General features: G+C 62.5%; 11 protein-coding genes. 4 read left to right on the top strand and 7 right to left on the bottom strand.

Translation table 11 applies throughout. The features are described 5' to 3' along the window. Nucleotides 1–185: 185 nt before the first annotated feature. The 4 genes from ABI213_RS12855 to ABI213_RS12840 all read right to left on the bottom strand — a co-directional run bounded on the left by ABI213_RS12855 (nucleotide 186) and on the right by ABI213_RS12840 (nucleotide 4966). Entirely contained in the window at nucleotides 186–662 is a 477-nt protein-coding gene (locus ABI213_RS12855) for a hypothetical protein (protein ID WP_348006303.1), read from the bottom strand. 78 nt (nucleotides 663–740) lie between these two features. Further along, a complete protein-coding gene (locus tag ABI213_RS12850) occupies nucleotides 741–3056 on the bottom strand; it encodes an EAL domain-containing protein (protein ID WP_348027398.1) in 2316 nt (771 codons plus the stop codon). 95 nt (nucleotides 3057–3151) lie between these two features. Further along, the gene (locus tag ABI213_RS12845) at nucleotides 3152–4060 is read right to left on the bottom strand and encodes a substrate-binding domain-containing protein (protein WP_348027396.1); all 909 of its coding nucleotides are present in this window, start codon (nucleotides 4058–4060) and stop codon (nucleotides 3152–3154) included. Nucleotides 4061–4321: 261 nt separating this feature from the next. Next, entirely contained in the window at nucleotides 4322–4966 is a 645-nt protein-coding gene (locus tag ABI213_RS12840; protein ID WP_348027394.1) for an NAD(P)-dependent oxidoreductase, read from the bottom strand. Nucleotides 4967–5063: 97 nt separating this feature from the next. Here ABI213_RS12840 and ABI213_RS12835 point away from each other — a divergent pair, with 97 nt between their 5' ends. Continuing rightward, complete coding sequence (locus tag ABI213_RS12835; RefSeq protein ID WP_348008567.1) at nucleotides 5064–5966, top strand: LysR family transcriptional regulator; 903 nt, start codon at nucleotides 5064–5066, stop codon at nucleotides 5964–5966. 81 nt (nucleotides 5967–6047) lie between these two features. Here the strand turns inward: ABI213_RS12835 and ABI213_RS12830 are convergent, their stop codons facing one another. After that, on the bottom strand, nucleotides 6048–7355 hold the full coding sequence (locus tag ABI213_RS12830) for an MFS family transporter (protein ID WP_348027392.1): 1308 nt from the start codon (nucleotides 7353–7355) through the stop codon (nucleotides 6048–6050). A 140-nt stretch (nucleotides 7356–7495) separates the two neighbouring features. Continuing rightward, the gene (locus ABI213_RS12825) at nucleotides 7496–8116 is read right to left on the bottom strand and encodes a response regulator (RefSeq protein WP_348008565.1); all 621 of its coding nucleotides are present in this window, start codon (nucleotides 8114–8116) and stop codon (nucleotides 7496–7498) included. Between the two features lie 150 nt (nucleotides 8117–8266). Here ABI213_RS12825 and ABI213_RS12820 point away from each other — a divergent pair, with 150 nt between their 5' ends. After that, nucleotides 8267–9058, top strand: coding sequence for an SDR family oxidoreductase (locus ABI213_RS12820; RefSeq protein WP_348008564.1), 792 nt, complete (start codon nucleotides 8267–8269; stop codon nucleotides 9056–9058). Nucleotides 9059–9764: 706 nt separating this feature from the next. Here the strand turns inward: ABI213_RS12820 and ABI213_RS12815 are convergent. After that, nucleotides 9765–11930 (bottom strand): ATP-binding protein, encoded by a 2166-nt coding sequence (locus tag ABI213_RS12815; RefSeq protein WP_348027390.1) that lies wholly within the window; start codon nucleotides 11928–11930, stop codon nucleotides 9765–9767. A gap of 327 nt (nucleotides 11931–12257) precedes the next feature. On the opposite strand from ABI213_RS12815, the gene ABI213_RS12810 reads away from it, so the two are divergent. Together ABI213_RS12810 and ABI213_RS12805 are read left to right on the top strand one after the other, a co-directional pair. Continuing rightward, nucleotides 12258–13205: a carbohydrate kinase gene (locus ABI213_RS12810; RefSeq protein ID WP_348027400.1), complete on the top strand. Its 948-nt coding sequence runs from the start codon at nucleotides 12258–12260 to the stop codon at nucleotides 13203–13205. A 21-nt stretch (nucleotides 13206–13226) separates the two neighbouring features. After that, a partial coding sequence (locus tag ABI213_RS12805) for a transaldolase family protein (protein ID WP_348027388.1) occupies nucleotides 13227–13708 on the top strand: 482 nt, incomplete at its 3' end.

The following is a 13708-nucleotide window of genomic DNA, read 5'->3' as shown; positions in this document are numbered from 1 at the left end:
TAGCCTGAGCTTGGGTTTTGTAACGACGCTGAGCGCCCGAAAACCGCAGGTTTCACTAAAAGGAACCTGCCATGCGGGTTGTGGAAATCGATTGAATAGTCTGCCGTAGCCCATGCAGCGGTCTGCGACAACCAACCCATCCCGATTGCACCCCAACGCGACCCCAAAGAGATCGCAAGCACGTTCTAAGCCGCCACCGCCTCGGGCAGCAGCAAGGCAATACGGTCACGCAGAGCCTTGGCCCGCTCGGGTCCGGCCGCGCTTTCCACCTCGGCCAGCATGGTGTGACTCACATCCAGCATGGAACTGCGGTCGCGGGCATTGCGCAGTGCTTCGCGGAAGGATTCGGCCAGGGCGGGCGCACGCCGGGCGAACATGCGCTCGCAGATGTCAAACAAAAACATCCGGGTGGTGGCCATGGAACGTTTGCCGTCAAACAGGTCCGCCGCCACCGGCACGGCAGCTGCCTGCGGCTGCGTGAGGTAGCCGTCCCGCAGCAGCTGTAGCACCAGTTGCTCACCTTCATGCCCCAGGTAAGCAGCCACTTCGTGGACCGTCTTGTGCCCGTCGACCAGCAACAACAAGGCACGTTCGCGCTGGCCCAGGCTGCGCTGGCCAGGTTGCAGCTCGGCACGCGCTTTGTCGGTTTTGGTAAGCCCCATGGTCGCCTATGGAATGCAAAAAGCGATTGGAGCAACAATTTGTTACGCGTCCATGACGCATGGTTGTCTGCCGAGGTATCAAGGTGCTTCAGGGCAGGCTACCAGCGCTTCAAATTCGGCGATCGGCAAGGGACGGCTCATCAAATACCCTTGGTAAGCATGGCAGCCATGGCGTGCCAAGAAAACCCTTTGTGCCTCGGTTTCCACCCCTTCGGCGATCACCGTCAAACCCAGACTTTCTGCCAGGGCGATGATCATTTTGGCGATGGCTGCGTCGTTGGGGTCGATCAAAACGTCTTGTATAAAACCCTGGTCGATCTTCAGTTGGTCCAAAGGCAAGCGCTTCAGGTACGTCAACGACGAGTAGCCGGTGCCGAAATCGTCCAGCGAAAAGCCCACACCACGGGACTTCAGGGTCGCCATCTTGGTGATGGTCTTTTCTACGTCCTCCACCAACACGCTCTCCGTCAGTTCCAGCTTGAGCAGCGAGGGATTGATGCCGGTGCGCTCTAGCGCGGCCAGCACCTGGTCCACAAAGTTATCGTGCTGCATTTGCTTGGCACTGACGTTCACGGCCATAGAAAAATGGGCCCGGGCTGGGTTACCGGCCCAGACTGCCAGTTGGGTACACGCCGTCTCCAACACCCACTGGCCCAGCGGCAAGATCAGGCCGGTTTCCTCAGCCAAGGGAATGAAATCGGCCGGCGACACGGTGCCGCGCTGCGGATGGACCCAACGCACCAGCGCCTCCGCGCCGGTGATGTTCCCGTCTCCCACCACCTGGGGTTGGTAATACAGCCGCAACTGCTGTTGCGCCAAGGCCTCGCGCAGATCAGACTCTAAAACCGCCCGCTCAGTGACGGCAGCCTGCATCGCTGCATCGAAAAAGCGCAGGGTGTTTCGGCCGGACGTCTTGGCTTGGTACATGGCCAAATCAGCATGCTTCAGGAGTTCTTCAATCGAATTCTGCTGCCCCTCGAACAATGCGATGCCCACGCTGGGGGTGCTACGCAGTTCATGCCCGGCCAACAAGTAAGGCAGATTCAGTGCATTGAAGATCTTTTCGACCACCGCCTTGCAGCGTGCCGCAATCTCGTCCGGGTGCTCCCCCAGGCCTTCCAGAATCACCACAAACTCGTCGCCTCCCAAACCCGCCACGGTATCGCCTTCCCGCACACAATGGGTCAGGCGTTGCGCAACCTGTTGCAATAGCAAGTCGCCCATGTCGTGGCCCAAGGTGTCATTCAGGGTCTTGAAATGGTCCAAATCAATGAACAGCAAAGCCCCGGATCGCCCGCTTCTAGCGCTGGCCACCAACGCCTGTTTCAGCCGGTCGCGCAAAAGACGGCGGTTGGGCAGCAAGGTCAAAGGGTCATAAAAGGCCAGGCTGTTGATCTCATCCTCGCTGGCTTTGCGCTGGGTGAAATCTTCAATCACCCAAATACTGCCCGCTTGCGGAACCAAAGTATCCAGGCTGCGTTGGCGCAACTGTGCCCAGAAAAGACTCCCATCCCGGCGTTTCAAAAAGAGCAGATCTTCATACGGCCCCTCCTTGGCGGCCATCGGCTCACGCACCTGCGCTTGCGGCGGAACCTCCGTCGGGTACAGCACGCTAGTTTGCTGTCCGCACAGTTCCCCCTCGGGGTAGCCAAAAATAGTTTCCGCATGCCGGTTGGCGATTTGGATCGTGCCGTTGCGCACAAAAACCACGCCCACCTGCACATTGCTCAAAATCACCTGCTGTTCAGCGAAAGAGGTTTTCAGATCACTGCGCATTTGGTCCATCTGGCGCGCCAGGCGGCCAATCTCGTCCGGACGGTCCCAGCCTACAGCGTGGTCAAAGTTACCGCCTGCCAGCCGGTTGGAGAACAAGGCCAGATTGTGCAAAGGCCGCAGCACGCGCAGATGCAAGGCCACCAATACGAACGCCAGGGAGAGTACGAACTGCCCCAGCAAGATGAAGGCGTAGGCCTTGCGATCCTGCTCCAGTTCGCGCTGCTTTAAACCGTCGTCCACCTCGATTTCGACGTACCCGGCCATATCGGCACTGGCCGCGGTAGCGCCTTTTAAAAGCAGTTCACGGCGTATGATTTTTGATTGGCCCAGTCGGCGCTCGGGCCGCTCAATGTCCAGGATAGCCGCCCTATCGGCATCGCTAACGGTGATACGGACGACCTGCGCGTCCAGCAATGCCGATTGGCCAATCACGGCGATGCTGCTGGTGTTGTAGTTCCAGACCGGAGCCGCGAGGCTGGTCGACAAAAGAGAGGCTTTTTCGTCCAGGTAGGCGTTCAGTTCCCGGTTGATTTGCGCCTGGCGCAAATACGTCAGTGTCATCACCCCAATCAGGGCCGGCACAAACAGGCCCGCTGCCATGGCAACCGCCATGCCCATGCTAAGACTGCGCAGCCTTTCGCTAACGGCGGGTAACACCGACCACGATCTCAGCAACAGGACAAAAGACAGACCAAATCATGCCCGACAGGATATCAACAACGGCTGCACATCATGGTTTGAATTGCTGCACTTTTATAGTTAGCACGCGTCACCATGCTGGTGTCGGTGAACAATATCTTGTTCTTGCTGGCGACATGGTGGACGGCATCTACGGCCGCTTTGACGCTCAGATAACCCATCTGGCGCGGGTTTTGGATCACCAGTCCGTCAATCTCCTGCTTCTCCAGACCGGTGAGTAAAAATTCCGTGCTGTCAAAGCCGATGAAGCGTAACTTTTTAGCCAGGCCTGCCTCCCGCAAGGCACGCAGCATGCCATCGGTGGCCGACTCGTTCACCGCAAAAACACCATCGAGCGGAGGCTGGGCGGCCAACAACTTGGCCGCACTGTGCCGGGCCAACCCGGCCGAGCCGCCACCATAGACATCCGCCACCACCGAAATACCGGGCGCAGAGGCCTTCATGTAGGCCAGAAACCCGCGGGCCCGGTCGTCCGTGGATGCGCTGCCCTCGACAGTTCTCAAAATGGCAACACGCCCGGTTTTATTAAGCAAACCAGCCAGCGTTTTAGCGGCCAATTGGCCTCCAGCCTCGTTGTCGGAGGTCACAAAATTGACGTGGTAATTGCCGTCCAGCCCAGAATCCACCGAAATCACGGGGATACCCTGTTCCACCGCCTTCTTGACCGGCTCCACCAGCCGGGCACGGTCCGTGGGGGCGATCACGATGGCATCCACCCCGGGCTTGGTATAGAGCTGCACAATTTTGATCTGCGCCTCGGTATCGTCGTTGTGCGCGGGCCCCCTCCATGTCAGCTTGATACGCGGGTCTTCCTGAACGGCCCGGTCCACCCCTGCGCGCATTAACTCCCAAAAAACCTGGTCACTTGATTTAGGAATGAAAACGATGTGGATGCTGTCCGGTGCCGCATGCGCGACTGGCATGCCCATCGCTAGACAGAGACACACCGATAAGAAGGCTTTTCCCGTGCAGATTCGCATAGCTGGACCTTTGCGCCGTTGATCGAAATCAAAACACATGCTCCAAAATACGATACGCGATTGCGCCGCGATGGCACAAAGTACATACCCTTGCAAAAGGGCTGCACAGGGTTTGCAAATACTACTATATTGATATCGCTTTGCGCAGGTAGGCTGTGCGCAAAACCCCTATTTAACCGATAAATATGGATGTACCGCGATAGCCTAGTTCGCCACCGTGAACCGCTTCTGCACGTGCTGCGGCTTCTCGATTTCGTCCACCATGGCCACGGCCAAGTCGGCCACGCTGATGCCTGCGGGGGCTTCGCCAACGCCGGGCAGCAAGGTGTCGGCACCCACGCGGTACTGGCCGGTGCGGGCACCGGGGGCCAGGGCGATGGGGGGCGACAAGAAGGTCCAGTCCAAGGTGCTTTCGTTCTGGATGCGGTTGAGCAACTCGCGGGCAGCCAACGCGCCCTGCTTGTACTCCGCAGGGAAAGGGGGCGTATCGACCAGTTGTACCCCAGGGGCCACAAACAGGCTGCCCGCACCGCCCACCACCAGCACGCGCTTGCCGCCTGCTTTTTTGATGCCGTCCAGAATCGCCTGGCTGCCCTGCAGGAACAGGTCGTGGATTTGTGGCTCGGTCCAGCCGGGGTTGTAGGCGCTGATGACGGCATCGGTTCCAGCCACAGCCTGCGCCACTTGCGCGGCATCCAGTACATCGGCCGCCACCACGGTCAGGCCGGGTTGGGCGCTGAACTTGGCCGGGTTGCGGGCCAGCGCGGTGACCTGGTGGCCGCGGCTGAGGAGTTCGGTCAACACGGCGCTGCCCACAAAACCGGTGCCGCCAATCAGAGCAATCTTCATTGTGAATTCCTAGTGTTTGAAAGAAGGACACCAGTATCCGTGCTTCACGAAGCCCTGACTAGATGGTTAAATCCGCCAATACTCTGAAGTAAAACTTATGAATAACGGCACAGACCAGCTCAAACGCATGGCAGTGTTTGCCGAGGTGGTGGCGGCGGGCTCACTGACCGCGGCTGCGCAGCAGCTTGGCATGACCCCGTCGGCGGTCAGCCAGCACCTGCGCCAGTTGGAGAAATCGCTGGGCCTGGCCCTGCTGCACCGCTCCACCCGCAAGCTCGCCCTGACCGAAGCCGGGGCCCGCTACCACGTGGGCTGCGCGGCCATGGTGGCGGCGGCGCGCGCCGCCGAGCAGGCGCTGACCCGGCTGCGCGACGAGCCCGAGGGCGAGCTGCGGCTGGCCGCCCCTATCGGCTTTGCCAGCCTGCTAGCCGTGGCCCTGCAACCAATGCGCAGCTACCCCAAGCTGACCTTGCGCCTGCTGCTGGACGACGCGGTGATCGACCTGATCGAGGCCCGGGTGGACATTGCGCTGCGGGTGGGTAGCCTGGCCAATTCCAGCCTGGTGGCGCGCAAGCTGGGCAGCATGGAGCGCAAACTCTGCGCGGCCCCCCGCTACCTGGCCGAGCGGGGCTGGCCCGCGCAGCCGCAAGACCTGTTGCAGCATGCCTGGCTGGGCAGCGGATCGGCCCACACCACGTTTGACACGCTAGAGCTGCACGGGCCCCAGGGCGCGCGGCAGACCGTGCAACTCGAAGGCCGGGTGCAAGCCACCCAGGTATCGGCCCTGCACGCGCTGTGCATGGCCGGTTGGGGCATCTGCATGGCCGTGCGGCAAGAGGACTTCCAGGCCCTGGCCGATGGCCGCCTGGTGCCCGTGCTGCCCGACTGGCGCATGGACGACCTGCCGGTGTACGCCGTGACCCAGCGCCGCGGCGAGCAACCGGCCAAGGTGCGGCATGCGTTGGAGGTACTGGGCAGCTACTTTGCCGCCCCGGCATGAATGCCGAATGAGCTCCTAATGAATTCCTGTTTTGATAGCTGCCAGCGCAAGTACCACCTGCGCTGAAGGCCTATTTGACCCTTAATGGTCGTCGTGCAAATAAGTGGCTTGGCGTGGCAATAACAGACTGACAGCAAAGGCCAGCACCATCATGCCGGTGACGTACCAGTAAAAGGTCGACTCGTAGCCCATGGACTTCAGGCCCAGCGCCACGTACTCGGCGCTGCCGCCAAAGATGGCATTGCCCACGGCATACGACAGGCCCACACCGAGTGCGCGCTCTTCCGGCGGAAACATCTCGGCCTTCACGATGCCGCCCACCGAGGTGTAGAAGCTGACCACCGCCAGCGCGACGGTGATCAGCACGCCGGCCAGCAGCGGGCTGGTCACGCTTTGCAGCGTGGTCAAAATCGGCACCACCATCAGCATGCCCAGGCCACCGAACAGCAGCATGTTGTTGCGCCGCCCGATGCGGTCCGACAAGGCGCCGAACACCGGCTGCATGCACATGTAGACGAACAGCGCCCCGGTCATCACGTAGCTCGCGGTCTTGATGGGCAAGTGCACCGTGTTCACCAGGTACTTCTGCATGTAGGTGGTGAAGGTATAGAAGATGAGCGAGCCGCCTGCGGTATAGCCCAGCACCACCAGCAGCGCGCGCTTGTGGTTCTTCACCAGTTCGGCCACGCTGCCCGCGCCCTTGGCGCTGCGGGTTTGCGCGGTGGTGGTTTCGTGCAAGGTGCGGCGCAGCATGAGGGCCACCACGGCGGTGCAGGCACCCAGCAGGAACGGGATGCGCCAGCCCCAGCTTTTCAGCTCGGCGTCGCTCAGAAACTGCTGCAACACCACCACCACCAGCACCGCCAGCAGTTGCCCGCCGATCAGCGTGACGTACTGGAAGGACGAGAAAAATCCGCGCTGGCCACGCATCGCCACCTCGCTCATGTAGGTGGCGGTGGTGCCGTATTCACCGCCCACCGACAGGCCTTGCAGTAGCCGCGCCGTCAACAGCAGCACCGGGGCCATGGCGCCGATGCTGGCGTAGGTGGGCAGGCAGGCGATCAGCAGGGAGCCCGCGCACATCATCATCACCGACACCACCATCGAGGTCTTGCGGCCCTTGCGGTCGGCCAGGCGGCCAAACAGCCAGCCGCCGATGGGGCGCATCAAAAAGCCTGCGGCAAACACGCCCGCCGTGTTCAGCAACTGGGCCGTGGGGTCCGACTTGGGGAAGAACGCGGGCGCAAAGTAAATGGCGCAAAAGGCATAGATGTAGAAGTCAAACCACTCCACCAGGTTGCCGGACGAGGCGGCAACGATGGCGAAGATGCGCTTGCGCTTTTCTTCAAAGCTGTAAGGCGTGGCGGTGGAAATCGGGATGGCGCTCATGGAAGGTGTCCTTGTCTCCGGCTACGGCCCGCCGCACGGGGCCGTTTGAACCTGTAGGGGCGAGTGTGTACTTGTCATGCCAAGCTGTCGTCCGTAGCATTGCGCCTGCCCGCTGCGTAGCTTTACGCAGGGGTAACTACCTAGATTTCGTTTTCGCGCAGAAAGCGCTCCAGCTCATGGCTGTTCGACAGCTCCAGCTTGGCAAACACATGGGCGCGGTGCGTCTCCACGGTGCGCAGCTCCAGCGGGGCCAGATCCAGGGCGATGCGCTTGTTGGGCTTGCCCTCGGCCACCAGCCGGGCCACCTGCATTTCGCGGGGTGTCAACTTGGCCCACAGCGCCTGGGCGGCCTGCCGGGCCTGCAGCTGGGCGGCGATGCTGGCCGACTTTTCCAGGGCCTGGACGATGGTGGCCAGCAGGCGCGTGTCATTGCAGGGCTTTTCCAGCCAGCCGAAGGCACCGTTTTGCACCGCCTCCACCGCCATGGGAATGTCGCCGTGGCCCGACAAAAACAGCACCACCAGCGGGCTGGCCTGCGCCCGCAGCGCCTCAAACACCTGCAACCCGCTCAGGCCGCCCAGGCGCAGGTCCAGGATGGCGCAGCCGGGACGCTGCACATCGGCCCCGGCCAGAAAGGCCTCGCCCGAGGCAAAGGCCTGCACCGCGTGACCGCGCGACAGCAGCAGCAGCCCCAGGGAGCGGCGCACGGCCTCGTCGTCGTCCACGACGTAGAGGTTCAGGGGGAGCGGGTTGGACTTCATCGGGGGCAAAAAGCGGGAATGGCGGGAGTGAAGACTAACCTAGATGCGGATGCCGACTTCTCGCTACAGTGGAGCTGCAGCCGATCTGGCGCGCACCCACATGCATCCCATCCTCGCGGCATTTCCCGCGTTCAACCCAGGAGAATCAACATGGACCTGCAACTCAATGGCAAGCTAGCCCTGGTGAGCGGTAGCACGGCCGGCATCGGCTACGCGATCGCGCACACACTGGCCCAGGAGGGCGCAAGCGTCATCGTCAACGGCAGGACGCAGGCCGCGGTGGACGAAGCGGTGGATCGCATCCGTGCGGAGACAAAGGGCACAGTCCACGGCTATGCCGCAGACCTGAGCCGCGCCGAAGCGGCGGAGGAAGCCGTTCGACGGCACCCTGGCATCAGCATCCTGGTCAACAACCTCGGCATCTTCGAGGCCAAGGCCTTTGAAGATATTCCTGACGCAGATTGGCAGCGCTTCTTTGATGTCAACGTGCTGAGCGGCGTGCGCCTTGCCCGCCTGGTGCTTCCCGAAATGAAGCGGGCGAACTGGGGACGCATCATCTTCATCTCCAGCGAAAGTGCGGTACAGATTCCGAGCGAGATGATCCATTACGGCATGACCAAGACCGCCCAACTTGCGGTGTCGCGCGGGCTGGCGGAATCGGTCGCTGGCACCGGCATCACGGTCAACAGCGTACTGCCAGGCCCCACCAAATCGCGTGGCGTTGGCGACTTCGTCGAAGGCATCGCGCGATCGAGCGACAAGACCTTCGAGCAGGTCGAGGCCGAGTTTTTTGACCACGTACGGCCAACCTCGCTGATTAAGCGCTTCGGCACGCCGCAAGAGGTGGCCTCGCTCGTGGCCTACGTGGCCAGCCCGCTCGCGTCCGCGACCACCGGCGCGGCACTTCGTGTCGATGGTGGTGTCGTCAAGAGTGCCTTCTGACGAAGGGCGGATGGGCTTGGATCACCGGTCTCGGTGGCCCCTGCGCTGGGTCAGCCGTTCGCGGCTGGCGGGGACTGCACACAAGCTGCCGACGGCGCTACGAGAAGGACACAGGTGTACAGATGGCGGTTTTGGTTTAGGTTTGTCCGACGTCTGCTTGTGCAGGCACCAGACAGGCGGGCGCTAAAAACTAAGCAGTTTGGGAGCAGCTCTTCGCTTCGCGCCAGGCGAGGACGAGAGTGCCAACGCCGAGTACCGAGCAGACAAGAACTTGCCAGAAGAAGACTGACTCCCAGAATGCGAACGCTGCAGGGTCTACATCTCTCAAGATAGTTTTCTTTATGCGACCACCAAACTCCAAAACGCCGGTATCCAGACCAATGGACCGAATACTCCAGCCCCCAAATGCCAAGGCAAATAACATGGTTGAGCTGAAGAGCAGCACCCTAATGGGGCTTTGAGAGCTTGAATTCTTTGTCATTGGAAAAATGTCTGCAGTTGGCCGTTTGCAGCCATCCTATCAGCCTGTCAGCCTGTCAGGCCGCAGTGGTACAGGCCCCATTTCGCAGAGCTCGACGCAAGCAAAGCGTCTTCGCTACGACGGCACACACCCTTTGCCAAAGACGGCCAGGTAGCTTGAATCGCCATCCAGAAGGCAGTCGTATTTCTTTTTGCCGGAATAGACCCAAGTCACCGAAAAGAACGCCTACCCAGAGACCTCCAGCTCCAGCGTAAACACTGTCCCCCCACCCACCCGGTCCGCAAACGTGAACCGCCCACGGTGGCTTTCGACAATCGTGCGGCAGATGTTCAGGCCCAGGCCCAGTCCGTCGGGCTTGGTGGTGAAGAATGGTGCGAACACCTGCTCGGCCAATGCAGCGGGGATACCGGGGCCGTGGTCGGCCACCTGGATGTGCAGGCGGCCATCGGCCACCGTTGCGTCGATTTCTACCACCCGGCGCTCCAGCGGCGTGGCCTGCATGGCCTGCAGACTGTTCAGCACCAGGTTTAGCAGCACCTGCTCCAGCAGCACACGGTCGCCGCGCACTTTGGGCAAGTCGGCGGGTACGCGCACCACGGCGCGGGCCTGCTGCTGGCGCATTTCACCCTGTAGCAGGGCCAGCACATTGGCCACCAACGCGCCGACCACGCAGTCCTCCTGCCCGGCGGTGCGCTGGCGCACGAAGCCGCGGATGCGGCGCACGATTTCGGCGGCGCGCTGGGCCTGGGCGGCGGTTTCATCCAGGCTGCTGACCAGCAATTCTTGCCGACCTTGCTCGGCAAAGGCCTTGGCGGCGCTGGCGAAATTGCTCAGCGCGGCCAGCGGCTGGTTCAGCTCATGCGCCAGGGTAGAGGCCATCTCGCCCAGGCTGGCCAGGCGCTGGGCGTGCTGCAGTTGCTCTTCGTGCTGGCGCTGGCGCAGGGCGCTGCGTTTTTGCTCGGTGATGTCCACCACCGTACTCATCCAGCCGCTGTGCTGGCCCTGGGCGTCGATGAGCCGGGCGGTGTAGACCATGGTCAGCACGTCATGCCCATCCCGGTGGCGCACGCGGGATTCAAAGCCAGACAGCGCGGCCTGCCCGCTCATCGTCGCGTCATTGTTGTGCCAGTGCTGTTCCACGTCATCGGGGTGCCAGTACGGGTACGGTGGCAGGCGGCCCAGCAGCTCGTCGGCGCGGTAGCCGGTCATGGCGCACAGGGCGGGGTTGACGTAGATGATGTGGCCGTCCAGGTCGCGGGCGCGCATGCCTACCACCAGCGAATCCTCCATGGCTTTGCGAAAGGCGTGGGCTTCATCCAGCTCGGCGGTGCGCTCGCGCACCCGCACTTCCAGCTCGCGGCGGGCATCGCGCTGCTCGGCAAAGCGGCGCTCGCGCAATTGCCAGTACAGCCCGCCCAGCAGCAGCAGGCCCGCGCACAGCAGGCCCAGCATCCAGGTGCGTTCACGGGCGCGGGTGACACTGGCGTAGTCGGCCATCACGGTCAGGGTCCAGCCCAGCTCCGGCAGGGCTTCGTCCACCGCTAGAAACTGGCGCGGCTTGCCGTCGATGGTGGTCTGCACCCGAAAACCCGGCAGGTCCGGTGCAGGGTCCATCTTCCAGGGCAGCAGCGCAAAGCTGTGGTGCGCGCCGTACTGCTGGTGGCTCAGCACCCAGTCCAGATCACTGCCCGCTACGGCGCGGCGGGACTGGTACAGCCAGGGCAGCACCGAGCCCAAAAACACAATGCCGTGCGCATCGGTCAGCAAAATAGGGTCTCGCACAAAGCCCCAGGCTTCCTGGATCGGCTGCAGGCTGACCTTGACCGTGACCACGCCCACCACCTCCGCCCCCTGGCGCACCGGCGCGGACAAGAACAAGCCCGGCTCACCCGTGGTCTGGCCCACGCCATAAAACTGGCCGTTGCGACCCGCCAGGGCATCGCTGAAATACGGGCGGTTGGCATACGACTGGCCGACATAGCTACGCGGCGTGTTCCAGTTGCTGGCCACCAGGGTGGTGCCCTGCGGGGCAATCAGGTACAGCGCGTCCGAGCCCGCGCGGCGGTTTACCTCTTCGATGTAGTGGTTGGCACGCTGCAGCACGGCGGGGTCAAACGGATGCGCTAGCGCGGCCAGCACATCAGGATGTTGGGCCACCGTGAACGGCAGGTAGCTGTACTTGGCCGCCGCGCCGCGCAGGGCCAGGGCATGCACTTCAATAGCGCGGTGGATGCTGTCGGCCTGGAAGCTGGCCTCGCGCCGCGCCGACCACTGCCCGGCGGCCGCGATCAACAGCAGCGCCAATGCCGCCACGCCCAGCCACAGCCAGCGCGTGCGGCGGGCCAAGGGGAATGGGGCAAAGGGGTGTAACAACACGAAAGGGGCAGACACAGTGGTGGGCCAAAGATTGTGCATGACGGGCCTGCCTGGGTGCATTCGGGGTGAAAGTACCAGCTTGGTGCTTTTGCGTACCAGTCGGCACGGTGGTACGCACGGTAGGTCCGCGCACCCTGCGCCGGGGCGAAATTAACTTGTCCGCCAGGGCACGAAGACCACTACTTTTTTTATAGCTGCTTGCGCAGATTGAATATGCGCCAGAGGCCTCAAACACTCTTAATTTCCAGGTAACCAGGGTGTTACCCCAGGCACCCTGCCCACAGTAAGATAGTTGCGTACCTCGCACACACAACAACACCGCAGAGACACTCCATGCAACCCATCCGTATTGCCGTTGTCGGCGAATCCCTGATCGACTTCACCTGTACCGCTGGCCTGGCCTTTGTGGGCCATGAAGGCGGTGCGCTGACCAACACCGCCATTGCTGCCGGTCGGCTCGGCCAAGGCACGGGCTTCATCAGCCAACTGTCCAACGACATGTTTGGCAAACGCCTGCTGCAGCATCTGCAAAACAACTTCGTGGACACCACCTGGGTGCTGCGCAGCGACGCGCCGACCACCCTGGCATTTGTAGAGCGCACGCCTACCACCAACAACTATGCCTTCTACATGCAAGGCACGGCCGACACCCAGTGGAACCCGGCCACCCTGCCCGCGCTGCCCGACAGTTGCCGCTTTCTGCACTTTGGCTCGATCTCGCTGCTGCACGACCCCGCTGCCAGCCGCATCATCGACCTGGTCAAAGCCCAGCGCGGCCAGCGCATCGTGATGTTTGACCCCAACTACCGCCAGTCCCTGACGCCTGACCTGGGCGCCTTCCAGGCCAAAGTGCTGGGCTGGTCGGCCGACTGCAATCTGATGAAGTTCAGCGACGAAGATGCCGCCGCACTGGCTCCTGGCAAAAGCCTGGCCGATGCCGCTGCACTGTTTTTGACCGGCACCGACCAAGGCCCGCGCGCCGTCATCATCACCCGGGGTGGTGCCGGTGCCACACTGTTCCGCCACGGCCAGGCCCCGCTGGAGATCAGCGCGCCCAAGATCACCGTGGCCGACACCATTGGCGCGGGCGACACCTTCAACGCCGGTACGTCCACCAGCTTGCTAGAGCACGGCGTAGAAACCGTAGCCCAACTGGCCGCCCTGCCCGACGCTGCCTGGCGCGAGGTGCTGCTGTTCGCCGCCAGTGCTGCCGCCCTGAACTGCACCCGCGAAGGCTGCAACCCGCCCAACCGCGCCGAGCTGCAAGCCATGCTGGATGCCAACGCCTAAAAAACGCCCCAAGCCACCACCATGCAAGCCTTTCATTTGTACCTCGACAGCGCCGATCTGGCAGATTTAAAAACCTGCCTGCCGCACCCCGCCGTGCACGGCATCACAACCAACCCCACGCTGTTACGCCGCGCGGGTGTCACCCGCGACAAGCTGCCAGAGTTGTTGCACAACGCCATCAAGCTGGGCGCCAAGCAGGTGCAGGCCCAGGTGCACGCCGCGGATACCGATGGCATCCTGGCCGATGCCCAGGCACTGGTGCGCCAGTTCAACCCTGGCCAGTTGGTCATCAAAATACCCGCCACCCGCGACGGCCTGCGTGCCGGGGCCGAGCTGAGTGAAGCGGGCACGCCCGTCACCTACACCGCCGTGTACGCGCCCGAGCAGGCCCACTTTGCCGGGCAACTGGGTGCCGCCTACGCCGCGCCCTACCTGGGTCGGCTGGAGGATTCAGGGGTGGATGGCCTGGCCCTGATCGGCCAGATGCAAAGCCTGCTGGCAGG

It is taken from the genome of Rhodoferax sp., from assembly GCF_039922535.1.
GTDB lineage: Bacteria > Pseudomonadota > Gammaproteobacteria > Burkholderiales > Burkholderiaceae_C > Rhodoferax_B.
The sequence above is the reverse complement of the archived record's forward strand: the minus strand, read 5'-3'. Positions and strand labels throughout refer to the sequence as shown.